At 58.5% G+C, this 25,827-nt stretch carries 23 protein-coding genes; 12 read left to right on the top strand and 11 right to left on the bottom strand.

Annotated features, from left to right (window positions below):
* Position 1: 1 nt before the first annotated feature.
* The 7 genes from ABIC80_RS13615 to ABIC80_RS13585 are packed head-to-tail and all read right to left on the bottom strand — an operon-like array spanning position 2 to position 11,358.
* Positions 2-2,206, bottom strand: coding sequence for a glycosyl hydrolase 2 galactose-binding domain-containing protein (locus tag ABIC80_RS13615; RefSeq protein ID WP_429177489.1), 2,205 nt, complete (start codon positions 2,204-2,206; stop codon positions 2-4).
* Entirely contained in the window at positions 2,196-4,865 is a 2,670-nt protein-coding gene (locus ABIC80_RS13610) for a response regulator (protein WP_429177487.1), read from the bottom strand. The genes ABIC80_RS13615 and ABIC80_RS13610 overlap by 11 nt, the downstream gene beginning before the upstream one ends.
* Entirely contained in the window at positions 4,862-5,299 is a 438-nt protein-coding gene (locus tag ABIC80_RS13605) for a globin (RefSeq protein ID WP_042718272.1), read from the bottom strand. Before ABIC80_RS13605 ends, ABIC80_RS13610 begins: the two co-directional genes overlap by 4 nt.
* Complete coding sequence (locus ABIC80_RS13600) at positions 5,296-6,690, bottom strand: DUF3131 domain-containing protein (RefSeq protein ID WP_429177485.1); 1,395 nt, start codon at positions 6,688-6,690, stop codon at positions 5,296-5,298. Before ABIC80_RS13600 ends, ABIC80_RS13605 begins: the two co-directional genes overlap by 4 nt.
* A complete protein-coding gene (locus tag ABIC80_RS13595) occupies positions 6,675-8,219 on the bottom strand; it encodes a DUF3131 domain-containing protein (protein ID WP_042718269.1) in 1,545 nt (514 codons plus the stop codon). Before ABIC80_RS13595 ends, ABIC80_RS13600 begins: the two co-directional genes overlap by 16 nt.
* Positions 8,216-9,547, bottom strand: coding sequence for a DUF3131 domain-containing protein (locus tag ABIC80_RS13590; protein WP_139567792.1), 1,332 nt, complete (start codon positions 9,545-9,547; stop codon positions 8,216-8,218). The genes ABIC80_RS13595 and ABIC80_RS13590 overlap by 4 nt, the downstream gene beginning before the upstream one ends.
* A complete protein-coding gene (locus ABIC80_RS13585; protein WP_429177483.1) occupies positions 9,544-11,358 on the bottom strand; it encodes a glycosyltransferase in 1,815 nt (604 codons plus the stop codon). The genes ABIC80_RS13590 and ABIC80_RS13585 overlap by 4 nt, the downstream gene beginning before the upstream one ends.
* 297 nt (positions 11,359-11,655) lie before the next feature.
* On the opposite strand from ABIC80_RS13585, the gene opgC reads away from it, so the two are divergent.
* The 6 genes from opgC to ABIC80_RS13555 are packed head-to-tail and all read left to right on the top strand — an operon-like array spanning position 11,656 to position 16,327.
* Positions 11,656-12,873 (top strand): OpgC domain-containing protein, encoded by a 1,218-nt coding sequence (gene opgC, locus ABIC80_RS13580; RefSeq protein ID WP_429177481.1) that lies wholly within the window; start codon positions 11,656-11,658, stop codon positions 12,871-12,873.
* A gap of 11 nt (positions 12,874-12,884) precedes the next feature.
* Positions 12,885-13,790, top strand: a complete 906-nt coding sequence (locus tag ABIC80_RS13575) for a hypothetical protein (protein ID WP_076769160.1) — start codon at positions 12,885-12,887, stop codon at positions 13,788-13,790.
* A 9-nt stretch (positions 13,791-13,799) separates the two neighbouring features.
* Complete coding sequence (locus tag ABIC80_RS13570; RefSeq protein ID WP_429177479.1) at positions 13,800-14,990, top strand: PP2C family protein-serine/threonine phosphatase; 1,191 nt, start codon at positions 13,800-13,802, stop codon at positions 14,988-14,990.
* Positions 14,990-15,328, top strand: a complete 339-nt coding sequence (locus tag ABIC80_RS13565; protein WP_429177477.1) for an STAS domain-containing protein — start codon at positions 14,990-14,992, stop codon at positions 15,326-15,328. The genes ABIC80_RS13570 and ABIC80_RS13565 overlap by 1 nt, the downstream gene beginning before the upstream one ends.
* Before the next feature lie 3 nt (positions 15,329-15,331).
* Positions 15,332-15,766, top strand: a complete 435-nt coding sequence (locus ABIC80_RS13560; RefSeq protein WP_429177475.1) for an ATP-binding protein — start codon at positions 15,332-15,334, stop codon at positions 15,764-15,766.
* 45 nt (positions 15,767-15,811) lie between these two features.
* A complete protein-coding gene (locus tag ABIC80_RS13555) occupies positions 15,812-16,327 on the top strand; it encodes an AAA family ATPase (protein WP_367165058.1) in 516 nt (171 codons plus the stop codon).
* Between the two features lie 22 nt (positions 16,328-16,349).
* On the opposite strand, the gene uxuA is transcribed toward ABIC80_RS13555, so the two are convergent.
* Complete coding sequence (uxuA, locus tag ABIC80_RS13550) at positions 16,350-17,417, bottom strand: mannonate dehydratase (RefSeq protein WP_305207564.1); 1,068 nt, start codon at positions 17,415-17,417, stop codon at positions 16,350-16,352.
* 362 nt (positions 17,418-17,779) lie between these two features.
* Between uxuA and cspE the strand changes: the two genes are divergently transcribed.
* The gene (cspE, locus tag ABIC80_RS13545; protein WP_023480861.1) at positions 17,780-17,992 is read left to right on the top strand and encodes a transcription antiterminator/RNA stability regulator CspE; all 213 of its coding nucleotides are present in this window, start codon (positions 17,780-17,782) and stop codon (positions 17,990-17,992) included.
* A gap of 10 nt (positions 17,993-18,002) precedes the next feature.
* Positions 18,003-18,191, top strand: coding sequence for a cold-shock protein (locus tag ABIC80_RS13540; RefSeq protein WP_076769157.1), 189 nt, complete (start codon positions 18,003-18,005; stop codon positions 18,189-18,191).
* Positions 18,192-18,231: 40 nt separating this feature from the next.
* On the opposite strand, the gene ABIC80_RS13535 is transcribed toward ABIC80_RS13540, so the two are convergent.
* Positions 18,232-19,011: a helix-turn-helix transcriptional regulator gene (locus ABIC80_RS13535; RefSeq protein WP_429177473.1), complete on the bottom strand. Its 780-nt coding sequence runs from the start codon at positions 19,009-19,011 to the stop codon at positions 18,232-18,234.
* 112 nt (positions 19,012-19,123) lie between these two features.
* On the opposite strand from ABIC80_RS13535, the gene ABIC80_RS13530 reads away from it, so the two are divergent.
* Complete coding sequence (locus ABIC80_RS13530; RefSeq protein WP_429177472.1) at positions 19,124-19,897, top strand: class I SAM-dependent methyltransferase; 774 nt, start codon at positions 19,124-19,126, stop codon at positions 19,895-19,897.
* Here the strand turns inward: ABIC80_RS13530 and ABIC80_RS13525 are convergent.
* Positions 19,884-20,951: an SDR family oxidoreductase gene (locus ABIC80_RS13525; RefSeq protein ID WP_429177470.1), complete on the bottom strand. Its 1,068-nt coding sequence runs from the start codon at positions 20,949-20,951 to the stop codon at positions 19,884-19,886. The genes ABIC80_RS13530 and ABIC80_RS13525 overlap by 14 nt on opposite strands.
* A 101-nt stretch (positions 20,952-21,052) precedes the next feature.
* Between ABIC80_RS13525 and ABIC80_RS13520 the strand changes: the two genes are divergently transcribed.
* Positions 21,053-21,976: a LysR family transcriptional regulator gene (locus ABIC80_RS13520; protein WP_042718240.1), complete on the top strand. Its 924-nt coding sequence runs from the start codon at positions 21,053-21,055 to the stop codon at positions 21,974-21,976.
* A gap of 65 nt (positions 21,977-22,041) precedes the next feature.
* Positions 22,042-23,163 (top strand): cupin domain-containing protein, encoded by a 1,122-nt coding sequence (locus ABIC80_RS13515; protein ID WP_312277490.1) that lies wholly within the window; start codon positions 22,042-22,044, stop codon positions 23,161-23,163.
* A gap of 223 nt (positions 23,164-23,386) precedes the next feature.
* Here the strand turns inward: ABIC80_RS13515 and ABIC80_RS13510 are convergent, their stop codons facing one another.
* Complete coding sequence (locus tag ABIC80_RS13510; protein ID WP_054804557.1) at positions 23,387-23,977, bottom strand: nitroreductase family protein; 591 nt, start codon at positions 23,975-23,977, stop codon at positions 23,387-23,389.
* A 510-nt stretch (positions 23,978-24,487) separates the two neighbouring features.
* Here ABIC80_RS13510 and ABIC80_RS13505 point away from each other — a divergent pair.
* A complete protein-coding gene (locus tag ABIC80_RS13505) occupies positions 24,488-25,822 on the top strand; it encodes a sensor domain-containing diguanylate cyclase (RefSeq protein WP_042713278.1) in 1,335 nt (444 codons plus the stop codon).
* Positions 25,823-25,827: the final 5 nt, after the last annotated feature.

Genomic DNA, 25,827 nt, shown 5'->3' with positions numbered 1-25,827 from the left:
GTCACGGTGCGGCGTTTTCGCCCGCCGTCACTGCTTCCATGCGCGCGTTTTTACCGACCACTTTGCCCTGCTGGTCTTCAATCCAGTAGGCGATCCTGGCTTCGCCGGGCACGGTGGGTGTTACCGAAACCTCTTTCACCATCTGGCCGGAATCTGCATCAAGGGTTAGCGGCAGCTCACCGCTCTCCAGGCTGCTGTCGTTTTGCGTGATGCGCCACTTTAGCGTGCACTTTTCGCAGGCCGACCAGCTATCGTTAATTGCCCACAGCCGCAGGATATTCGCTCTATTGGTCTGCCAGTTTGCCGTGACCGGCTCGATAGAGGGCAGCAGCGGTTGATAGGCGGTTTGCAGCGCGTAATAGCCCGCTTTCGGCTGACGCAGATAGTCAACAACGCCCCAGTTTATCGACGGCCAGGTCTCGACAAACATAAAGTGGAACAGGGCGGTAACCGGCTGATAACGCTGGCGGCGATAGCTCTCTGCCGCCATTGCCACCAGCTCCGCCTGGTAGCGCTGGGTATTATCGATGGTCTGCTGAATATTCTCGCCGCGCGGCACGTTGGCAAAGCCAAAGGTCTGGAACGGCTGGAAGTTGTGATACTTCCAGCGATCCCAGCCGGGATCTTTCGCATCGGTACTCTTCGGCCACATCTCGCTGGCGGGAATAATGGTCTTGAGGGTGGAGAGGCGCGGCAGCGCCTGCGCGCCAAACTCGGTGATGATGCCGGTTTTTGCCGGAGCCAGCACATCGCGCATGGTGCCGAAGTACCACCCCTGCCAGTAGTGCTCCTCCACGGCGGAGTAGCGGTGCACGATACGCGAGGTGTCCTCGGCCAGCGCGTCCGCCACTTTCTGCGTCAGCTCGCGGTTAAGATCTTTATTCCAGTCTTTAAAGCGCTTCTCCATCCACGGCGAGTTCCACGGCGGCTCGTTGTGTCCACCCCAGGCGACAATCGCCGGTGAGTTGCCGAACTGCGCCACCATCTCCCGCGTCTGGTGGGCGGCGTTATCGGCAAACTCGCTGCTGTTGTTGTAGCCCCACTGCAACGGCACATCCTGCCAGATCATCAGCCCCATCTCATCGGCGACGTCATACAGCGCGCGCCCGGCGACATGACCATGCACGCGTATCGCATTGGCGTTCATTCCCGTTACCAGTTCGAAGTCCTGGCGATACCTGGCGCGCGTCATGGTGCCGAGCCACGGCGAGCCGATATAGTTGCTGCCCTTCACAAACAGGCGCTTATCGTTGATGCGCCAGCCTTTGTTATCCGGCGCTTCCTCCATTTTGCGCAGGCCGGTACGGGTAACGGCGGTATCCATCACCCCTTGCCGATCGATCAGTGAGGCGCGAACGCGGTAGAGGTTGGGTTTACCGTGACCCACCGGCCACCAGAGCCTGGCGGCTTCCATCGGCAGCGTCACCGTCAGCACCTTGCTGTCGCCTGCCTCAAGCGTGACGGGAAACTCCTGGCGGTAGTCACGACCATAAAAATTATCCGGCTTCGCCGCCAGGCGCAGCGTCACCGGCCCGGCCTGTTTCGCCCGGTAGCGGATCTCGGCGCGCAGCATCGGCTTCGCCAGCCCCTGTTGCCACTGCGGGCGCAGGATGACTTCATCAATTGCCGCCCCGCGGCTAAGGTGCAGCCGGACCGGGGCCCAAATGCCGCCGGAGTTGGCATCCTGCCCCTGCGCCGACCAGGCACCGCCAGGGCGGGTGTCATGCTGGTTCAGCACCCCTTTGACCATCGTTTTATGCAGCGGCCAGATAGTTTTTGGATCTTCAAACGGGCTATCGACGCGCACCGTCAGCTGGTTATGGCGGCGTAGCGCCTGGCTGACATCGACCGGGAAGCGCTGATAATAGCCCTCATGGTGCGCTAGCCGCTGGCCGTTCAGCGTCACATCAGCCAGGTAGTCGACGCCATCAAACACCAGCGTTGCCAGCGTATCGGCAGACTGTTCTGGCAGGGTAAAGCTGTGGCGGTACCAGAGCGCGCCCTGGTGATCCAGCCCGTCGCTGTACCAGTTGGCGGGCACCCGCAGGGTGCGCCAGTCGGCGCTGGAGGCGCTGACGCCATCGAAAGCGGGATCGTTGGCATCGTGCACGCGCCACTCTCCGGCAAGGGACCAGGTGACGGGCAGCGCAGTGGCGAAAGCCTGGGGTGAGAGTAAGAGCGACAGCAGCAGCGCGTTACGCATCATGGTTTGCCTCCCGGCGTTGCAGCCACGCCTCAACGCGCACAAACTCCTCGCGAAGTGTCGTGTGCAGGTTATCCAGTGCCTGCTGATCGAGGCTGATGGCCTGGCTCTCAAGCTGTTGCAGCAGCTGGCTCAGGCGGGTGAAGTCGAGAGCGATCGCCTCACCGCGCAGTTTATGCGCCGCGCGCCGCAGGCCGTCGCGATCGTTAGTGTGGATGGCATCGGCAATCGCGGCCTGCATCGTCCCGACGCTGTCGGCGAACAGCACCAGCAGCTCGTTAACCAGTTCAGCATCGTCGGCGCACTGGGCGAGCAGGGCGCTCTGCGTGGGCAACCCGTCATCGTCCTGTTGCGTAATGCGGGTCAGCTCATCGTGCAGCGCCTGCTGGCTTACCGGCTTGGCGATATAGCCATCAAACCCCATGGCCAGGCAGCGCTCTTTATCACCCTGCATGGCGTGCGCGGTCATGGCGATCACCGGCTGGTGGCTGAGCGTGTGCATCCGTTCCTCTTCGCGCAGCAGGCGGATCGCCGTTTCGCCATCCATGCCGGGCATTTGCAGATCCATCAGGATCAGATCCCAGCCCCCTTCATGCCAGCGATCGAGCGCCGCGCGCCCGTCATCGACCACCTCGGCGTGGTGGCCCAGCCGCTCCAGCAGACGCAGCGCCAGCTTCTGGTTCACCAGATTATCTTCCGCCAGCAGAATACGCAGCGCGCTGGCTGCCACTTGCGGCGCGACAGGTTGTTCGACGGCAACAGGCTCCGGCAGGCGACCCGGTGCCAGCACGCTGGCGATCGCCTGATTTAGCTCGCTTTGCGCCACCGGTTTATGCAGGTAGTGGGCGATGCCGATGCGTTTAAGCATCCGCGCATCGAAGTGGCGATTCATGGAACTGAGCATAATGATGCGGCTCTGGCTCGCCTGCGGCAGCACCGAAAGCTCCAGCGCCAGCGAAATGCCATCCATCTCCGGCATCTGCGCATCAAGCAGGATCAGCGGAAAGGGTTCGCTCTCTGCCGTCAGGCGCAGCGCCTGGTGGGCGTTATCGACGCAGTGCGGCACCAGCCCCATCTGCGTCAGCATCGTCTCCAGCAGGCGCAGGTTGGTGCTGTTATCATCCACCACCAGCACCCGCTCGCCGCTAAAACGCGTCATCTGCATTGCCGCCAGTGCGGCAGGCTGGCTTACCAGCGTTAAGCTGAACGCGAACTCGCTGCCCACGCCCGGTTCACTGGTTACAGCCAGTTCGCCGCCCATCATCTTCACCAGCCGCGCGGAGATAGTCAGCCCCAGCCCGGTGCCGCCATAGCGGCGGGTGGTGGAGCTGTCTGCCTGGCTGAAGGCTTCGAAGATCGCCTGCTGCTTTTCGGCGGGAATGCCAATGCCGCTGTCGCGCACCGCAAACCGCCAGCTACCAGATTCCTCACCCGGCGAGATGGCGAGCACCACTTCCCCCTGATGGGTAAATTTCAGCGCATTGCCGAGCAGATTGGTGAGGATCTGCCGCAGCCGGGGGCCATCAATGGAGACGACCTCCGGCACGGCGGGGTCGATATCGACCAGCAGTTCAATGCCTTTTTCGCTGGCGGCTGGCATATGCGGGCGGATCAGCGCCTGGATAAAGGGGCGGATCTCCAGCGGCTCCTCATCGAGAATAATTTTCCCGGCCTCGATTTTCGAAAAGTCGAGAATGTCATTGATGATATGCAGCAGCGACTGTGCCGAACTCATCACCAGCGAGAGGTACTCGCGCTGCTCGCTGCTGAGCTGGGTGTCGAGGCAGAGTTGCGTCATGCCGAGAATACCGTTCATCGGCGTGCGAATTTCATGGCTCATATTCGCCAGAAAGGCGCTCTTCGCCTCGTTGGCATCACGCGCCACCTTCGCCGCCTCAATCGCCAGCAGCTCCGCCTCTTTACGGCGGGTGATATCCTGCAACGTGCCGACCACCCGCTCCGCGTCGCCCTGCATGGTCAGCGTTACCACCTGGCCAGAGAGCAGCATCCAGCGCCACTCCTCGCTCTGATGGCGAACGCGGATTTCACACTCAAACACCGGAACGTGGTGGCGGGTTGAACCCTGCATCGCCTGGCGCAGGCGGGCGCGATCCTCTTCATGTACCAGATTGAGCAGCAAGCGCGCCGGATGGTGCCACTGGCTGCGCGGAAGGCCAACCATCGTCAGCAGCGTGTCGTTAACCTGCAAATTGTCGGCCGAGATCTGCCAGTCCCAGATGCCAATATGAATAGAGTCGGCGGTGAGCAGGAAATCATCGTGCAGCTGCTGGCGCGAACGCTGGGCTTCATCCAGCTGCGTGATGTCGCTGTGCAGGCTGACGATGCTGCCATCCGCCAGGCGCTGGTGCTGAACAAACAGGCGGCGCTGCCCGGCCTGGCGCACTTCGCGGTGGCTATCCTGGCGGCAGTTGCGAATGATCGCCTCGCGCAGCGTCTGGCGGCGGCTCGGGTCGGTGTTATAGGCCGCGTCGATAAACTTCTCTGCCAGGCTTTGCAGCGTCGCGCCCGGCTTTAGCCCACCGGTTAGCGCCGGGTAAAAGGCCTCTACCTGCGCATTCCACGCCAGCAGCCGCTCGTGGCGATCGTAGATCAGCACCGCCCCGGGCAGGGCGTTGAGGTCAAAATGGCAGGCTGTTGTCATGACGCCTCCCCGGCCTGGTAGTGCAGTTCCGCCTGGCGGCGCAGGTACTCCAGCCCCGGCGCAATCGCCATTGCCCACGCGGTCAGCGTCTCTTCATCACACTGCGGGTCGCGCTGGCGCACGGTAATTAACATCGCTTCCCGCCAGAGGGCAAAAAAGCGCGGCGGTAAGCGCAGGCCGTCGGTGCTCTGCTCGCGCGCCAGCCGCTCAAGGAAATCGGGCACAAACAGCGCGCCGTCGACCGCCAGCATGGCAAAGAAGCTCTTATAAACCAGCTGTTGCCCCTCTTCGCTCCCAAAGCGGGCGAAGTGCTGCTCCGTCTCCGGCGACATGTGCATAAAGGTGGTGTAGAAGGCGTTAAAGAAGGCGCGCTTCTCATCATCAGGGAAGACGCGGCTCAGACTCGCTTCAAAGAGATCGCGGTAGAATTTCATGGCGCGGCCCTCGGGGTGCGTTCACCCGGCAGGCAGAGGCCGGGTTTGTTAAATTCATCTGTCGTGCGGCGCACGAAATAGCTCTCATCGTCGATCAGGCCGTCGCGAAAGAGCGGCCCGCCGTTGGCTTTGTAGAGCAGCGCCTCCAGCACCATCGCATTGGTGGAGAGCGTCACCATTTTGTTGATATCGCCTGTCGCTTCAACGCGCCCTTCAAACCAGCCGCGTTCAGGATCGTTCAGGTGTTCCGTCACCGCCATCAGAGCGTTGGTGTAGGCGGTATCCCACAACACCCACAGGGCAAACACTGCTTTGGTCGTCACCTGCGCCAGCCGCGGGTAATATTTTCCGTCATCGCCGAGGGTGTTCCACGCATAGCCATTACCCCAGACGCTATCCTCCACGTGCCACGGTGCCTGCGCGAGGGTAAAGTCAGCGCGGGCGGTAAGCGTCCTCTCCTTTTCCCAGCGCGTTTTCTGCGTCAGCCAGACGCCCTGCGCCCGATCGCGCAGCAGGGTTTGCACCTCATCGCTCAGCCCAGGCGGCTGCCAGCCAAACTCCAGCCCCGGCAGCATCGCTGGCACCGTTGAGAGGATTGACGGCTGCCAGGTGGTGCGCGGATCGCGGGCATCCACCGGCAGGCTGCGCTGGTAGATGATGACGTTTTTCGACGGCGGCGTGAGCGCTTTCCCGGCCGGGAAGCCCCACAGGCGGAAGGCGCTGGCGGCATATTCGCTCTCGCCGAGGCGCAGCTCTTCGCGCACCACCGGCTGGCCGTTTTGCAGCGAGGCGGACCACAGCTCGCCTTCACCATCCATGACCGGGCAGAAATTCCAGCGCAGGATCACTTTGTCGAGATACTCGCGGTACTGCGGCGCGCGTTCGGCGGTGAGGCGCAGCGCCAGCATCAGCCGCGCCATATCTTTCGCCGACCAGCCGCTCTTCACCGGCTTGCCGCTAAAATCGACGATGGTCGCCGTCTGGCTGGAGTAGAGCCTGCCGGGCGTTCGGCTATCGGTGAGCATCAGCCGGTTGAGGGTGCCGAGCAGGCGGGTGAGGCGCGCGTCAAACTCCTTATCATCAACCAGATCGAGATCTTTTGCCGCCAGCAGGGCGATAAGCGTGTCGCCCATCTGCCACAGCGTAACGCGCGGCTGCTTGTCGCTGCCGTTGACCAGCCCGGTTTGCGGTTGGGTGTTATTAACGAAGTAGCGCCAGGCAATAGTGGCCCACTCGCGCTCCTGCGGCGTCAGGCTGCTGACGCGCGCGGTGGTGTTCCACGCCCCTTTCGTCAGCCAGCGCCAGCCTGCGCCGCCCTCGCTAAATAGCGCAAAGGCGGCGGCGAGCAGCAGCAGAGGGATCGCCAGCCAGCGAACTACGGTTTTAGACATTGCGCAGTCACCGGCGGCAGCTTCACAGGCTCATCCGCATTACAGGAGGCGCACTGGCACGCCTGGCAGGCAGGTTTTGTGCGCTGGGTGGTGCCGGTCTGCTGACACCAGTTTTTCACCGACGGCGTGCTCTCAAGGAACGGTCGGTTGCGGCGGGCGTTATTCTCCTCAAACAGATCGACCAGCTTCTTCTCCCACAGCGATGGGGCGAAGTTGCGGTTTTTCGGGTTATCGGTGTTGAACTGCAGCAGCTTGCCCTCTTTTTTGAACAGCAGCGCCTCAAGCATGATGCCGTTGTTGTTGGCGGTGAACTCTTTGATCGGGCCGTCGCCATTCTCATACAGCCCTTCGTAGTAACCCTTGCCCTCTTCGTTGGCGTTCTCGATGGCGCTCATCAGGCGATCGGTGTAGGGGGAATCCCACAGCACCCACATGCCGAGCGCCGCTTTCAGAGAGACGGCGGCAGCGCTGGGCATAAACTGCCCTTTATCGGTGATGGTGTTCCAGTCATAGCCATCGGTGTAGACCGTGTCGTAGACGAAGTAGGGGGCTTTATCGAGCTGGTGCTCGGAGCGGGCGGTGAGCACGCCGGTAATGGTGTAGCGGTTCTCCTGCGCCTGGTAGACGCGGTCGGCGAAGTTTTTCATCCACGGATGGGAGTAGTTGCGCGGGCTGTTGTTGCGATCGTTCGGGTTATCAAAGCCGAACTCAAGGCCGTAGAGCAGATAGGATTCAGTCACCACATAGTTGTGCTGCGAAGTGGCACGAGGATCGCGCGTGTCGTACGGCACCAGCACGCAGTAAATTTCCGCCAGCTCATAGGGCTGCGGTCGGCTCGCCTGGCAGGTGTTGAAGCCCCACAGCTGGAAACCGGCGGCGCCATACTCCTCATACCCGAGACGCCCCTCCTGCACATACTTCGGCTGACCGTTTTCGAGGTAAGCACCGTAAAGCGTGCCGCACGGGTCAACAGCATGGCTAAAATCCCAGCCCAGCACGATATTATCGATACTGTTGCCATACTCCGGGTAGCGCTCTTTGATCACCTTCAGCCAGATCAACATGCGGCCGATATCCAGCGCCGAGAAGCCAATCTCGCCCGGTTTGTTGGTGTAGTTCACCTTCTGCGCGGTGAGGGTGTTATAGGCTTTGTTGGGCAGTTCATTGCGAAACAGATCCAGCTTGTTGATGGTGGCGAGGATCTTCAGCATCCGCCGGTCAAACTCCGCTTTATCGATAATCCCCAGTTCGCGTGCCGCCGTCAGCGCAGCAAGGTAGGAGCCGCTGTCCCACATGGTGGTGGAGGGGTATTTGTTTACCGCGTTGACCAGCCCGGTGGTGGGCTGGTAGTTGGCGACAAAGTATTGCCAGGCGTTTCTCGCCATCGTCATCTCTTGCGCCGTCAGCTTGCCGCTGCGCGGCGCGTAGTCCGATGCAGGAAGATCGCCGGCGCGCGCCTGGCTCAGCGTCATCCAGAGCGCCATAAACCCGGCCAACAGGGGAAAAAAGAGAAGTGCTTTCAGCTTCATGGCGTAGCTCCTGCTGACGAAGGGGAACGGGGCGCGGGATTAAAACAGGCCAGGCACAGCATCTGGCCGTGGGCGATATAGGCCAGGCTCTCCAGCACGATGGCATTGGTGTCGGCATCAATCACACTGTTCACGCTGTTATTGAGGTTATGCCCGCGCTGCCACCCTTTGCCCGGCACTTGCAGCACCTGCGCTTGCTGGCGCAGGGCCTCGCTCCAGCTGTTGCGAAACAGCGCATACCAGGCGAAGGCCGAGCGGGTAGAGGTGATCGCCGTCAGCTCCGGCGGCGCATCGCGCAGTGCCTCGTTGTCGATAGGCTGGCGGTTGGGCAGGTCATTGATAAAGTCCGGCGCGGGTTCGGCATAGTCGGTGCTGATGGGCGGTTTGCGTACCCGCAGGCTGTGGCGGCGCTGCTGGATCTGCATGATGCGAAAGGCGATTTCGGCGCTCTGCGCATCAAAGCCCAGTTCAAGGCCAGTTAACAGATAGGGGAGGCTAATCAGCGAAGGCTGGCGTCCCCACGGCGTGCGCAGCCCCTCATCGGGCACCATAATGCCGTCGATATCGATCATCTGCTGCCCTTCCGGTGGGTTGGTGACCGCCAGCCCGGCGGCGCTGTCGATCAGCCGCAGCGTATGGCTGGCATAAAGTCGATAGCCAAAGCTGTTGCGCGGCTCATCGGTGGCCAGCGCCCAGTGATGCAGCGGCGCGGCGGCCTGCGTTGCGCCGCTGGTGACGATAAGCGCGCCCACCTGCCAGCGGTTAAAGAGATCGCGCACCGCCTCGGCGTGCTGCGGCGAGCGCCAGAGCAGGGTTTGCAGCGCCACCAGCAGGCGGCCCATGCCGATGGCGGAGCTTTCCGGTTTGCCGAGAATTTTCAGCGTATCGGAGTGATAGTAGGCCGCCGGCACGCCCTGCGGCGTAAGCGGCAGCCCGCCGAGGGTTGCCAGCGCATTGTTGATGCGCGCATCGCTCTCTGCTTCGCTGAGGATGTGCAACTGTTGTGCGGCGATCACCGCCAGCAGATAGCTGCCCGCGCTCCATAAGCTGAACCACGCCTGCCCATCCTGCGCATTCGGCAGGCCGTTGGGTTGCGTATTGTTGACGTAATATTGCCAGGCCACGCGCGCCCAGATGGCCTCCTCAAAGGTGAGCGCACGCGAGGTGGGCAGCGGCGGGAAATCTTTACTGAGCGCCATGCCGCCGCTGCTCTCAACGCGGGTCGGCATCTGTTTTTCCACCCACACCACGATGGCGAAGCCAAGCAGAAAACCGAGCAGGATAGTGATGTAACTGCGTGCAGAAAGCAGTGCGTCGCGCGTTCTCATGTTCGCGCCTCCTCTTCGTCCGGCGTCCAGATGGCGGCGAGGATCAGCGGCAACATCGCGGCGATGTTGACGGCACCCCAAAAGATATTGATGACGTAGCCGGAAGGGTCATCCACCTGGCCGCGCGCCACCTGAATGCCGCCCCAAATCAGCCCGGTCAGGGTGAGCAGCACGATGGCGATTTGCGGTTTCACCAGGTAGAGGAAGCGCCCGGTCTGGCGCTCCTTCGGCGTAACGTGAAACTTGATCTGCTCGCCGCGCAGCACCGTATTCAGCGCCCGCAGATTCATCGAGAAGAAGGAGAGATAGGATGCGCGCCCATCCCAGGCGGAGATGCCCCATGTGCCAAACATAAATGCCAGCTCCGAGAGGATAAAAAAGGGCAGGAAGTGGAGATAAAAGGGCGTCGACCAGGCCGACACCGGCGGAATGCCGGTGAAAAGATAGATAATCGGCGAAATCAGGAAAATGGCGTTCCAGACGCAGGCCATATAGGACCAGAAGGTGGTGGCGTACATCAGGGTTTGCGGCAGCGAGAGCTTAAAGCGGCGGCGGCTGAAGATATTGTCGTGAAACAGAATATCGAGCGATCCGGCGGCATACTTAAAACGCTGGATCATCCACGTCAGCATATCCTGCGGCGATAACATTTTTGATTCGATACGCGGATGCATCACCGAGCGCCAGTTTCGCGCCGCATCGCCATGCAGCAGGATCGAAGTATAAATATCTTCCGAGACGTGAAATTTATAGGGCGTCAGTTCGGTATCGAAAGCGACATGGGGGCGCATTGCATCCTGGAGCGCTTCGCGGGTGGCGGGATCGCGGATATCGCGCGTATGGCGGTCGATCTCCTCCTCCACCGTCCAGACATAACTGCGCAGCGCTGCCTGCATCACCGCTTCGCGCCGGTGCACCGACGCCGCACCGCAGCAGAAGGCGGCGTTGGCCCAGTTACGGCGGCGCAGGATCACATCGTAAAACATGCGCGGATCGTTAAAAAAGGGATCGCGTCCCATCGTTACCGGGCCGACGATTTTCTGCGCCAGCCAGCCGAAGGCGTAGCCCACTTTGCCGGTTTTTCGCTTCAGCCAGCGGGAGAGGTTCTCCCCGGCGGGCAGGTCGTAAAACCATTGCGGCGTCTGCACCCACGCCACGTCCGGGTTGCGGAAGTAGCCGAGGGTATGGGCGAGCAGGGTCGGGAAGACGCGGGTGTCGGCATCACAAATCACCAGAAAATCGCCGTCGGTCTGCTCGAGACCGTTACGCAGGTTACCCGCTTTGTAGCCAATGTTGGTCTGCCGGGTGATGTAATTCACCCCCTCTTCGTCGCAGACGGCTTTCATCTCCGGGCGTCGCCCGTCATCCAGCACGTGCACGCGGTAATCGAGGGGAAAGGGGTACGCCATTTTCATCGCATCGCGGATAGAGAGCCTGACCAGCTCAACATCTTCGGAGTAAGTAGCGATAAAGAGGTCCACTTTCACCGGGCGCGGCTCGACCGCTTCATCCGCGCCCAGGCAGTCATTGATCTCCTGCGGCGGCGGCGCTTGCGGCGGATCCTCCTCCTTCCACAGGTTGATGGTAAATAACACCGTGCCGATCCACGCCAGCGTTTCCGCTAATACCAGCGGAATGGCATACCACAGGGCATCCATATTCAGCGACGCCGTCCAGCGCCAGTAGATATAATTCGCACCCAGAATCAGCGCCGCAACCGCTAATATCTGCCAGGTAATCATCGCCCAGCGCGGCGTTTTCAGCGGCTCGGGCGGTTTGCGATCTTCAAATCGGGAAAAGTAGAAGCCCATAGCGGTTGTTATCTTTATTCCGTGATAATAAGAAATCAGATAATACCCAGGCGGACCTGTTTCGCGGCCTGGCGTAATAACTTCCCGGTAAAACAAAAAGTAATGTAAGTGTAGATGGCTGATTAAAAGTTTCCAGCAAAGCGCAACGCGGAATAATTCGTTGCAGTTAATTTAATATCAATTTGAACGATTTTTCACGCTGCGCTTTTCGCCTCGCTAACATTGCCAGTCAGGCGTATTTAAGCTATCTAAATAATTTCCCTGTTGTTTTATTGCCGCACTTAACAGGTTACTTTTATGAGCCAGATGGCACCCGCGCTAACGCAAAAAGATAATTTAGAATCAACGGCATGGCGCTATTCTGTTGCCGGTAGCCGCGATTTGCGTATCGATTTAATGCGCGGTATTGCGCTGGTGATGATGGTGGTGGCGCATACGGAAGTGATGTCGATATTTAATATATTTTCGTGGGAGCGTTTTGGCTTAACAACCGGTGCCGAAGGCTTTGTTATTCTTTCCGGGTTTATGCTGGGGATGCTTAATCGGGCGCGGCTGCAAAAAGCGGCGCTATTAACGATTTGCTGGGGATTATATCTGCGGGCGTGGAAAATATATCGCGTTAATATCATCATCATATTGTCGATGCTGCTGCTCGGTTTTTTGCCTTTTTTAAATGTGTTTGAAGCAACCCACTTTACCGACCGATTTTCTGGAACATCGTGGTCGCTTTATCCGGTGACGCCGCAAATAAAAGAGACATGGTTTAACATCGTGCTCTATTTGCAAATCGGGCCGCACCAGACGCAAATCCTTGGCCTCTATATTTTCCTGCTGCTATTAAGCCCGCTCTTTTTGGCGCTGCTTAAACAGGGCAGAGTGTGGTGGCTATTGAGCCTCTCCCTGCTGGTGTATGGCTGCTGGCAGCGCTGGCCGGTGCGGGTGACGGTGTCCGAGTTTGAGTTCGCCTTTCCGCTGCTCGCCTGGCAATTTATTTTCGTCCTTGGCATGAGCTGCGGCTGGTACAAGGCAGAACTGCTCTCGCTGGCGCGCACGCCGCCGGGCAAAGTGGTGATTGTAGCGCTGGTGATCGTTGAGCTGATTTTGGCCTTCGTTGCCCAGAACCACACTAACCCCTTTATGCCGCCGGAACTGCTGATGCATGTGATTCCACCTGCCGATTTCAACGCGTTTTACCACACCTGGGCGGCGAAAAACGGTCTTGGCCCGGTGCGGGTGCTGAATGATATCAGCCTGATGGTGACGGTCTATCTGCTGTTGACCTGGTGCTGGCGGCCCATCTATCGCCTGACCGGCTGGTTTCTTATCCCGCTGGGTCAGCACTCGCTGTATGTCTTTATTCTGCATGTCTATGTGGTGCTGGCGGTGAGCCAGTTCGTCACCTTCGATCTCTGGCGACAGGCGTGGATCGTCAACACGCTGGTGCATGCGGCGGCGCTCGGCGTGCTGTGGCTGCTGGCGAAATACAATGTTGGCGCGCGCTGGATACCTAACTGAGGAAAGGCTTAATGCGGGAGAGATATTTACTGGCCTGCGCGCTGCTCGCTGCCTTACCGGCAGCGAATGCGGCGCAAAAGAGTGAAGCGGAGAGCGAGTCGTTGCGTGACAGCAATGGCGATCCGGTGCAGGTCGGCGTCTTTACCAGCCGCTGGGGGCGTCTTTTTTCCGGTAACAACAAACCCTTTTCCGGCGCGCTCAGCTTTGGTACAGGCCTGAAAGAGCAGTGGGTAACGATCCCGAACAGTTCCAGCAGCGCCGAGCAGAAAAGAAAAGTGAATCAGACTGTTAACCTGAGCCTGCAATACTCGCCCTACAGCTTCTGGTTTGCCAATATCACCACCCGCGTGCCGGTGACCGATACCAGCCGCTACACCACCGATTTTCGCTACAGCTTTGGCTACGACGACTGGCATGCCAACACCGTCAGTCTGGTCTACAGCAACTATGGCGATAACCACTTCTGGACGTCGGGCAGTAAGCGCAAAACCTATTTCGAACAGGGGGCGGTGACGCTGGCCTATAAATTCTCACTGCCGAAACCCGTTGAAAATAAACTACTGATTAACAAAGGCGATTCACTGATTTGCCAGGTCGGCTACAGCTGGGTGCCGCGCTACTACGATCTGAAGAGTAACGATATTGAGCAGAACAAAAACGTGGTGCTTGGCGGCTGCGGTTACACCTTCAAACAGCACTTCTTTGTGCGCGCTACCGCCTTCTGGTTCCCGGATCGCAGCCAGCAGCAGCCGTGGAACGGCGATTACAGCTACAGCTTTGGTTATGCAGGCTACACGCCCGGCTCCTTCTCGTTGCAGTACGCCAACTTTGCCGGTACGCGCTACCCCGGGCATAAGAGTGGCAATGGCAAATTCCGCGAAGGGACCGTCAGCCTGATCTGGTTTTTACCGTTATAAGGAGCCGACGTGGCCCAACAGCATGTGCTTGTGGTGGAGGATTCGCCCATTTATCGCCGCCTGCTCTCACGCATGCTGGCGCAGTGGGGCTATGTGGTCAGCGAAGCGGAAAACGGCGTCAGCGCGCTGGAGATACTGGCGAACTCTCCCGTCAGCATGGTGATAAGCGACTGGGAGATGCCGGAGATGGATGGCTTAACGCTGTGCCGCGAAATCCGCGAACGGCAGTTTGGCCACTATATCTATCTGATTTTGCTTACCGCGCGGGAAAACCCCGGCGATCTGGCGCAGGGGTTTGACGCAGGCGCAGATGACTTTCTCAGCAAGCCGGTGGAGCAGAGCGAGCTGCGCGCGCGCCTGCATGCCGGTTCGCGCATTCTGGCGCTGGAGGCGACGCTCGCGGCACGCAACGCGCGGCTCAGCGAGGCGCTACAGCAGATTGAGCAGGATCTGCAAGCCGCAGCGCGCATTCAGCACTCGATTCTGCCCGCCCATCAGTTGCGCTATCACGACTACTTTTCCGACTGGCTGTTTCTGCCCTCAGCCTGGGTCTCCGGCGATGTGTTTAACCTCTTTCAGTTAGACGATCACCTGGGCTTTTACTGTGTCGATGTCTCGGGCCACGGCGTCGGTGCGGCGATGATGTCTCTTGCGGTAGCACGGCAGTTTTTGCAGGGCCGCGTGGTGGAGCGTTTCCTCTTTTCTGCTGATGGCAGCGTCGCCTCGCCCGCCGACGTGGTGAGCATGCTTAACAGCCGCTTTTGCAGCGAAGAGGCGGAGATCATGAGCTATTTCACGATGATCTACGGCGTTATTCACATGCCGAGCGGCAAAGGACGGCTCTGCCAGGCCGGTCATCCGACGCCGTTTATCGTCTCAACTGCGGGCGAGGTCACGCCGATTGGCAGCGGCGGCGCGCCGGTTGGGCTGATGCCCGATCTCAGCTGGGATGATGTTGAATTTGAGCTGCGCCCCGGCGAGCGGCTCTGCCTCTTTAGCGACGGCATAACTGAATGTGAAAACCCCACAGGCGAGCAGTTTGGCCCGCAACGCTTGCAGCAGTGGCTGCAACAGCACGTTAACGAGGCTATCGGCGCGCTTCTGCCACAGTTCGGCCAGCACTTAACCGGCTGGCGCAACGGCGAGCAGATGGCAGATGATGTTTCCCTGTTAATTATTGAGCGTAATGGAGAGAAGTGATGAATATCGATAGCGAACATCAGCCGCAGGTGAAGATCCTTACGCCAGCGATTCGACGGCTGGATGCCTCCGTTTCAGCGGCTTTTAAAGAGGCGATCGCCCGCGAGATGGGTGATGAGCCGCGCGCGCTGATTGTCGATTTCAGCAAGGTGGACTTTATTGACAGCAGCGGCCTCGGCACGCTGGTTTCATTAATGAAGATGATGAACGGCAAAGGCGAAATGGTGCTCTGCGCCCTCAACCCCGGCATTAAAAATATGTTTACCCTGACGCGCATGGACCGTATTTTTCGCATCAGCGCGGACAGAGCCGCCGCCCTGCAACTGCTTGGGCTGTGAATTATGGCTAGCGAGAAAACTTTCCCCGCCTCGCTCACCGCGCTCTCGCCGCTTGCTGAGTGGCTGAACGCGCAGATGGCCGCTTTGCCAGTGGATGAGGGCTGGCGCTTCGCCCTCGATTTGGCGGTGTGCGAAGTGGCGACCAATATAATTCGCCATAGCTTGCATGAGCAGGCCGCAGCTACCTTTAGCATCGCGTTTGCTGCCAGCGCGCAGGAGGTGCAACTGACGTTTCGCGATAATGGCGAGCCCTTTCCCGCTGAACGCTTACTGGCTGCACAACAGGAAAATGGCCTCGAGATGGCACCGGATCTGGAGAGCGGGCGCGGGCTGAAGCTGATCCTGCTCAGTGTTGACAGCTTCAGCGTACAGCGGCAGGCAGGGGTAAATATCGCCACGCTGTGCAAAAAATGGGGAGTTGAAGAGGCGAGCGGCTAACTCGTATGCTCGGGGCTCGGGTTAAGCGCAAACGGGAGCCATAGCATGCGCATTGATGAGACAAGCCAAAACGGGCCAACGCTGCATATTCTCTGCGGCAAAATTGCTTCCGGTAAATCGACTCTGGCGGCAACGCTTGCGCAAACGCCGGGCAGCGTGGTGCTCAGCGAAGATAGCTGGCTGGCACTGCTGTTTAAAGAGTCGATGCGAAGCGTAGAGGATTATGTGCACTACTCCGCGGTGCTTAAGCGAGCAATTAAGCCCCATGTCATCGCCCTGTTACAGGCCGGGGTAAACGTGATCCTCGATTTCCCCGCCAATACTGTCGCCAGCCGCCAGTGGATGATGTCGATTATTCAGGAGGCCGGTGCACAGCATCTGCTGCACTATCTCGTTGTAAGCGATGAGGCCTGTAAAGCGCGCCTGCGCCAGCGCAATGCGGCGGGTGAGCACGATTTCGCCGCCACCGATGCGCAGTTCGAATTGATTACCCGCTACTTTGTGTCGCCCGCCGATGAAGAGGGCTTTCAGGTGCGCCGCTATGAGGAAGAGCACCGGTAAACACCGGTGCCGTTAGTCAGGGTTAGTGGCGTTTTTCCAGCGCTTCCCATAAGCCGTGCAGATAGGTGACGCCGAGCGCGCGGTCGTAGAGGCCATAGCCCGGACGCCCGGTTTCGCCCCAGATAAAACGGCCGTGATCCGGGCGAATATAGCCATTAAAGCCGTTGTCATGCAGGGCTTTCATCACCTCATACATATCGAGCGAGCCGTAGCGCGAAAGGTGCGCTGATTCATAGAAATCCTTATCCTGAATCAGCTTGATATTGCGCACGTGGGCGAAGTGGATGCGCCTGCGGCGGGTAAACTCGGCGAGAATTTCGTAGACGTTATTATCCGGATCTTCGGCGATGGAGCCGGTGCATAAGGTGATGCCGTTGGCCTCAGAGTTGACGGCATTACAGATCCAGTCGAGATCGTCACGGTTTTTCACAATGCGCGGCAGGCCGAAGATAGAGTAGGGCGGATCGTCCGGATGAATCGCCATTTTGATGCCGACCTCTTCGCACACCGGGATCACACGCTCAAGGAAATAGACCAGGTTCTGGCGCAGTCTGTTCTCATCGACATCTTTATATTTGGCAAACAGCTCCTGCACTTTCGCCAGCCGCTCTGGCTCCCAGCCCGGCAGCGCGAAACCGTTTGAATTCTCCAGCACCTCTTTCACCACTTCATCCAGCGTTTTATCGATGCCTTTTTTCTCAAACGCCATGGTCACTGAGCCGTCCGGCAGGACATAGTTCATCTCGGTCTTCATCCAGTCGAACACCGGCATAAAGTTGTAGCAGATGACTTTGATACCGATCTCCGCTAAATGACGGATGGTTTGCTGGTAGTTGGCGATAAAGCGATCGCGACTCGGCAGGCCGATTTTGATGTCATCATGAATATTGACGCTCTCAATCACCTCCATTTTTAACCCCGCCTGCTGAACCTGATCGGCCAGCGCGCGCACTTTATCCTGTGGCCACACCTCGCCGACGGGCACGTCATACAGCGCGCCCACCACGCCTTCAACGCCTGGAACCTGGCGAATATGCGCCAGCGGAATTTTATCTTCGACTGGCCCAAACCAGCGCATCGTCATTTGCATGCTTGTTACCACCTTTATCAGTCCATAGCTTTAACTGCCATACTAGTATTTATAGTAACGCGCAGCTCGCTTTCTTTTTGCGATCCTCTTCACACAACCTATTTTCGCGTTACGCTGCTTATCTAACGTTTACGTAATGCTGACAAAAGTTTCTAAATAAAGCCTTGCGCCCTGAACCATAACCGTGCGTTAATGACTCGTCGGTTTGATAAATCATTATCTCCAGCCAGTAGTCCACTAAAGTCTCTCTCATCTCTAAGTACCTCGATAGTTACTTCTTTTTGGGTCTCTTTACACGCTGATAAATAATGCCTCAGACCATTGCCGCCTAAAAAGGCCTATAAAACAAAAGGGTAACAAACATGTCTAATAAAATGACTGGTATCGTAAAATGGTTCAACGCTGAGAAAGGCTTTGGCTTCATCACTCCTAAAGATGGCAGCAAAGATGTATTCGTACACTTCTCTGCAATCCAGAGCGATAACTACCGCACTCTTGATGAAAATCAGGAAGTTGAATTCACCATTGAAAATGGTGCGAAAGGCCCGGCCGCTGCTAACGTAGTGCCGCGCTAAGGACGATTTTATTACGAACCATATCCATTTCCGCTGCCCGTGCTGTCACGGGTCGCAATACAGAGTCTCCAATTTTGACGTGACTGAGAAAAATCCGGCCGGTGCCAAATGTATTTTTTGCAAATCAGCAATGATGACATTTGATAATATCGCCGCGATTATGCAGTCAAACCACGTTACGATGGAATTCCGTAAATAATAAAAAGGCCAGTTTACTGGCCTTTTTTTATGCCTCTTTTTTACTCCCCCACCAACATAATCATTTTTACCGAACGATTACTGGTTAATTGCCAGGTCATCTGCCGGTAGTGCAGCTCTCCGCGCTGTGCATGCATAAACACCCGCTCGCCGCCTTCGCGCACTACCACCTGCTGGCGCGACCAGAAGGTGCGAAACAGCTCGCTCTCACTACGCAAACTCTCAACAAAACTGTTCAGGGCCTGGTCATGGGGATAGTGCATTGCATCGGCGCGCAGCTCCGCCACAATGCGGCTGGCGCGCGGCTCCCAGTCGGCAACCAGCGTGCGCGCTAGCGGATGACGGAACATAAAACTCATCATATTCGGCTGCGGATCGCTGTCCAGCCAGCCGCTGAAAAGCGCTTCGGCTGCCCTATTCCACGCCAGCATTGTCCAGGTTAAATCGAGCAGATAGCAGGGGCACGCCATCTGCTGCACCGAGGCCAGCACCTCTTTTTCCACCGTCAGCACATGCTCTTCCTGCGGATCGTTTTGCCGCGCCAGATGGAAGAGGTAATTTCGCTCCGTTGGCTTCATTCTTAATACGTTGGCGATATTCGACAGGGTTTGCGGCGAGACAACAATGTCGCGCCCCTGCTCAATCCAGGTATACCAGGTGGTGCTGATGCCGCTGAGCTGCGCCACTTCTTCTCGCCGTAACCCGCGCGTGCGCCGCCGCCCTTGCGCGGGCAGGCCAATATCCGCCGGCAGCGTGTTTTCCCGCTGGGATCGTAAGAACTCGCCCAGCGCTTTTGGCCCGGCAAAGAGGGTGTTTTCCATGGGGGTACCTGCTAATACCAGTATAATTAGCCATATTGTACCCCTATAAAAAGGGTCGTACAGTCGCAACTGAGCCGGTTTGTCGTCATCCATCACGAAAAGGAAAAAGAGCATGGCCGTAAATCATCATCAGTTAACGCAGCAGCAGTTTGGCGATCGGGCGCAGGCCTATTTAAGCAGCCAGGTACATTCTCAGGGGGAAGATTTAGTGCGCCTGGCGCAGTGGCTGTGTGAAAACCCGGCGGCCGCAGTGCTCGATTTAGGCTGCGGCGCAGGGCATGCCAGTTTTGTTGCCGCAGGCGTGGTGCGCGATGTCACCGCGTATGATTTATCAGAGAAGATGCTGGCCGTTGTGCGCCAGGCCGCCAGCGATCGCCAGTTGAGCAACCTGCGCACCGTTCACGGCGCGGCAGAAGCGCTGCCCTTTGCTGAAGGCGAATTTGATGTGGTAATAAGCCGCTACTCGGCGCACCACTGGCACGATGTGCCGCAGGCGTTACGTGAAGTGCAACGCGTGCTGAAACCCGGCGGGAGGTTCATTCTGATGGATATCACTTCACCCGGCCGTCCGGTGCTGGATATCTGGCTGCAAACCATCGAAGTGCTGCGCGATCCCTCCCACGTTCGTAACTACTCGCCGGGGGAGTGGTTGCAGATGACGCAGCAGAGCGGCCTGCTGGTGGATAAACTCATCACCGGCCGCCTGGCGCTGGAGTACACCTCCTGGGTTGAGCGTATGCAAACCCCGGAGGTGCTGCGCGCGGCGATCCGCTACCTGCAACAGACCACCTCGGATGAGGTGAAAAGCCACTTCGCGCTCGACGAGCAGGGCAGTTTCACTTCCGACACCTTGATGTTTCAGGCGCAAAACATTAACGCGGGATAATCTTTTCCTGCTTCAGGCGGTCAAACAGCGTAAAGAAGGAGTCCGGCGTTGAGCGGTAGCCGGTAAAGCCCGCTTTGCGGCTTTTGCTCATATCCGTGAAGGCTTCCATCGGGCGACCGAGGTCGGCATCCGTATGCCACCAGGAGGCCAGCTTGTTGATATCCGCTTCGCGAAGCTGATACTTTTCGGCGATCTCCGTCCAGGCGGCCTGCGCCTCCTGCATGCGGTTTTCCAGCGGCATCATGCTTGCCGGATAGGCCGCCGCTTCAATGCCGAAATAGGCTGCCAGCTTCGGCCACAGCCAGTTCCAGCGGAAGACATCGCCATTCACCGCGTTGAAATCTTCGTTCGCCGCCTGCTCGCTCTGTGCCGCCCAGCTAAGCTGCTCGGCCAGTAAACCGGCATCGGTAACGTCCGCCAGCCCGTTCCACTGCTCGGGTGAGCCGGGGAAGATAAACGGCCACCCTTTTTCACGGCACAGCGTGGCGTAGACCGCCAGCGTCTGGCCCATATTCATCGCATTGCCGAGAGCATAGCCAATGATGGTGTGCGGGCGATGGACGCTCCAGCGGTAGCCATACTTTTCTGCGCCGGCAAAGAGTTCATCTTCCTGCGCGTAGTAGAAGTTCTCCACCGGCTGGCGACCCTGCTCCTCGCGGAACGGCGTGACCGGCACCGCACCTTTACCGTAAGCCTCGAACGGGCCAAGGTAGTGTTTCAGGCCGGTCACCAGCGCCACGTGGCTACCGTTAAGCCGCTCGCCGAGCGCCTCAATCACGTTTTTGACGATGGCGCCGTTAACGCGGATGTTGGCCTGCTCATTCTCCTGGCGCGACCAGACGCTGAAGAAGAGCGCATCAACCTGCGCCTCTTTTAGCGCCTCATTGACGGCGGCCGCATCGGTGAGATCGGCGGTCAGGCTTTCGCACCCGTCCGGGATTGCGCCACGGCCGCGCGACAGGCCGCTGACCTGCCACCCTTCGCCTTTAAGTTGTTCTGCCAGTGCGCGACCAATCACGCCACTAATACCGACTATCAATGCACGTTTTTGCATAGGGGGCTCCTTTTCTTTATCAGCTTTAAAGCCTAATAGAGAATTTAATTCTTATCTCTGCTATTAATTCACATCATTCATAACCTCAATTCAGTAATGCCATGAGCGATCAACGCCTGAAAGATATCGTCCCCTTTGTCGCCAGCGTCGAAGAGGGGAGTTTTGCCGCCGCCGCAGAGCGTCTGCATCTGACCGGCTCGGCGATCAGCAAAAGCATTAGCCGGCTGGAAGCGCGCCTCGGCTCGCGTTTGCTGGAGCGCACCACCCGCCGCCTGACGTTGACCGATGCCGGGCAGGCCTATTTTCAGACCTGCATTCGCATCCTTGAGGAGCTGGCGGAAGCTGAATCGGTGCTGGCAGCGCACCGCTCGATCCCTTCCGGCCGCCTGCGGCTGGCGGTGCCGACCACCTACGGGCGGCTCGGCGTGATGCCCGCGCTGATCCCCTTTTGCCAACAGCACCCGGAGATTGATCTCAGCATCACCTTCTCTGACCGCTTTGTGGATCTCTTTGATGAGGGGATTGATGTGGCGGTGCGTATTGGGCTGGGTGGCGACTTACCGGTGTCGATTGGTCACCGGCAGCTTGGGCGGGAAAAGATGGTCTTTTGCGCTTCGCCTGACTATCTGCGCCGGGAAGGCACGCCGCAAAACGAGGCGCAGCTGCTTCGCCACCGGGCGATCCTCTATGAACGCGTCGATGGCAGCAGCAAACCCTGGTTATTGCTGACGGAAGATGGACACCCGGAGTGGCGCAGCGTGCCTTACCGCATGACGCTGGGCGATGTGGATGCGCAGCGCCACGCGCTCTGCGCAGGTCTTGGCGTCGGGCAGATGCCCACCTGGCTGGTGCATCAGCAGTTAGCGCGCGGCGAGTTGGTTATCTTGCTGCCGCACCAGCAGCCGGATGGGTTGCCCCTCAGCCTGGTGTGGCCGCGGCGTAAACAGCTGCTGCCAAAAGTCGATGCGCTGTTAAGCGCACTTGAACAATTAGTTATCGCGCCGCCGCTTGCCCTTGACCCATGACAAGGCGGAGGGGGGCGCTCTCTTTTTATAATCAGCGCCGTTTCCCTTCTCACTGGTGTGGATCTATGGCTTATCAACTCAACCTCAACTGGCCGGAATTTCTTGAGAAGTACTGGCAGAAGCAACCTGTGGTGCTGAAAGGCGCATTTACCGATTTTGTCGACCCGATTTCGCCCGATGAACTGGCAGGGCTGGCGATGGAGCCGGAGATCGACAGCCGCATTGTCAGCCACGTCGATGGCCAGTGGCAGGCGTGGAACGGTCCTTTCGAGACGTTCGATCACTTAGGCGAGCGCGACTGGTCCCTGCTGGCCCAGGCGGTGAACCACTGGCATGCGCCCTCCGCCGAGCTGGTGGAGCCGTTTCGCGTGCTGCCCGCCTGGCGCTTTGATGATCTGATGATCTCCTACTCTGTGCCGGGCGGCGGCGTTGGCCCGCATATCGACCAGTATGACGTCTTTATTATTCAGGGGATGGGCAGCCGCCGCTGGCGCGTGGGCGATAAGCTGCCGATGCGCCAGTTCTGCCCGCATCCGGCGCTGCTGCACGTTGATCCTTTCCAGCCAATCATTGATGAAGATCTTGAGCCGGGCGATATCCTCTACATCCCACCCGGTTTCCCGCACGATGGCTTTACGCATGAGACTGCCTTCAACTACTCGATTGGTTTTCGTGGGCCGAACGGCCGCGATCTGATCAGCAGCTTTGCGGATTACGCACTGGAAAACGATCTTGGCGGCGAGCACTACAGCGATCCGGATCTCACCTGCCGTGAACATACTGGCCGGGTGGAGGAGTACGAGCTGGAGCGCGTGCGCAGTATGATGATCTCGATGATCAACGATCCTGAGCACTTCAACCGCTGGTTTGGCAGCTTTATTACCACGCCGCGTCACGAGCTGGATGTGGCACCGGAGCCGGATGATTACCCGGTCGATGAGGTGATCGGCGCACTGAAAGAGGGGCAGAGGTTAACGCGTCTCAGCGGGCTGCGCGCCCTGCGCGTCGGTGACCGTTTCTTTATTAATAGCGAATGTCTGGAGACCGCCGAGCCGCAAGCCGCCGATGCGCTCTGCCGCTATACCTCCATTGGCGTGCAGGAGTTGGGCAGCGCGCTGGATAACCCGGCCTTTGCCGACGAGCTGACCTGGCTGGTCAATCAGGGTTATTGGTATTTCGAGGATTAATTATGCAGTTACGCGTAGGCCGGATAAGCGCAGCGCCATCCGGCATTTTGCCGTTGTGCAGATGCCGGATGGCGGCTTACAGCCTTATCCGGCCTACATTCCAGGCTGCGGGATAAGCGCATTTCAGGCAGTTACGCGTAGGCCGGATAAGCGCAGCGCCATTCGGCATTTTTCCCGTGTACAGATGCCGGATGGCGGCTTACAGCCTTATCCGGCCTACGACTTATCGGGCGACAATAAACCGCTTCTCGTCGTCGATAAACGTCTTCTCTTCTGCGGGCGCGAGGATGGCACCAAAATTCATCTCGGCACGTAACGTCCAGCTCTCGGGAATATTCCACGTGGCGCGCACATCGGCATCAATCAACAGGTGATAATGCTGCAAATTGGCGCCAATCTGCTTATCCGCCAGCGCCAGCCACACCGCGTATTGCGCAATGCCGCTGCTCTGCTCTGACCAAACCGGGAAGTGCTCGGCATAGGCAATATACTGGCGTTGCAGGTGGCTCACCACCTCCTGATCCTCAAAAAAGAGCACCGTGCCGGCCGCCGCACTGAAACCATCGAGCTTATCGGCGGTGGCGTGAAAACTTTCCGCCGGGATCACATTGCGCATCTGCGCGCGCACCAGCTCCCAGAAGCGTTCATGCTCATGATCAAGCAGGATCAGCGCGCGTGAAGTTTGCGAATGAAACGCCGAAGGTGCCTGGCGGATCGCCTCCTTGATCGTGGCGATCGCCTCTTCGTGCGATACCGGCAGATCTTTCCCCAGCGCGTAGATCGAGCGGCGCGCTTTCGCCAGCGCAAGAAACATCTCCACGGGCGGAACGAGGGTCTGTACGTTGAATACCGTTTCCAGCAACGCTTGCGGCGCTACGGCGGGCGGCGTCACCTCTGTACGGGCGATAGTCGACTTCAATATTTGCTGAAACGGATCCATAAACAGCGCTCCTGTTCTGAGCTGTAACGGTGAAAATAGCAAAGTTATCTCAACACACGCCGATAAGATTCCATTCAGCAAATAGATGAAAGAAAGCGCGGTATTTAACGCCGCCTTGCGCGCGCGTGCTCAGCGAAAAGGTTAACGGAGTTATTTGCCGTCAGCTATTATTATCCGTCGTGGCGAACGGAGCCCTTTTCCCGATAAAAAAAGGCGCTTCTGACGCTTTTTTTTACGCAAATTTGTGGCAGACCATCTTCTCTTTCATCCTGCATTTGTGCAGTGTAGAGCCTATGGCAAGTATTTATGCAGTCAATGATTCACCCCTTCATCACCTTCTCCAGCTGTTATTGAGCGCATAGTAGGTCATGCGGAACCAATGAAATGAATAATGATAAAAAAGAGCACGATCACAGGGATGAAGAGATCAGCCATCTGTTTGAATTATTAAATAATAATTCAGACTGGGTCTGGGAAGTGGATGCACAAGGGCGTTACACCTGGTCGTCAGACGTGGTGACGGATTTACTGGGTGTTTCTCCGGAAGAGGTGATTGGCAAAACGCCTTTCGATTTTATGCCGCCTGGCGAAGCCGAGCGCGTTGCGGGGGCATTTGGTGCCATCGTGGCGGAGAAGCGCGCCTTTTCCGGGCTGGTCAACCGCAACCAGCGCGCCGATGGCGGCATTGTGGTGCTGGAGACCAGCGGTGTTCCGCTTTTCGATGAGCAGGGCGAGCTGCGCGGTTATCGCGGCATCGACAGAAATATCTCCAACCTTGGCGAACGTGTGCTGCAACTGGAGACCATTTACGACACCACCGCCGTGGCGCTCTGCATGATCGACAGCCGCGGGCATCTGGTGATGTTCAACAAAGCGATGGCGAAACTGCTCGGCGATAGCGCGCCAAAAGATACCCATTGCCACTTTCAGCAGCTGATGCCGGCGTTCTGGCCCTTCTTCGTTGCCGATTTTGCCTTAGCAAAAGCGGGCGGCGTGCCGCCGTCGCGCGAGCTGAACTGGCATGATCGCAGTTACGATATCCAGGCGGTGCCGGTGCGCGACGCGATGGACATTGTGGTCGGGTTGTCGGTCACCTGGGTTGATATCACCGAGCGCCGCCTGGCGGAGCAGAAGCTGGCGAACGCCAATAAGGTGTTGCAGCAGTATGCTCAGCACGATCACCTGACCGGGCTGTTTAACCGCCGCTATATGGACGAGCGCCTGTTGCAGGAGATTAACCGCGCGTTGCAGGAGGGGTTCCCGCTCTCGGTCTGCCTGGCGGATATCGACTATTTCAAATACTACAACGACTCGCAGGGCCACCAGGCGGGGGATGACTGCCTGCGGCTGGTCGCCACTACGCTGACCTCGGCGCGGCTGCGCAGCAACAACAACGTCAGCCGCTACGGCGGGGAGGAGTTTTTAATTATCCTGCCCGGCACCAGCCTGGCGCAGGCGATGCGCGTCGCTGAAGGGGTACGGCATGATATCAGCGCCCTCCGGCGTCCGCATGCCGCCAGCCCGACCGGCTTTTTGACCATCAGCATCGGCGTCGCAACCCTGCAAAGCGATCTCCTGCCCCTTGATGAAAAACCGCTGCATATGATTGCCAGCGGGTTAATTCACCGGGCGGATACTGCGCTCTACGCCGCGAAAAAGCAGGGCCGCAACCAGGTGGTCTCTGCCAGAGATATGCCTGCCACATCGCAGGGCGCCTGACGGCG

The organism is Kosakonia sp. 1610 (assembly GCF_050435845.1).
GTDB lineage: Bacteria > Pseudomonadota > Gammaproteobacteria > Enterobacterales > Enterobacteriaceae > Kosakonia > Kosakonia cowanii.
The sequence above is the reverse complement of the archived record's forward strand: the minus strand, read 5'-3'. Positions and strand labels throughout refer to the sequence as shown.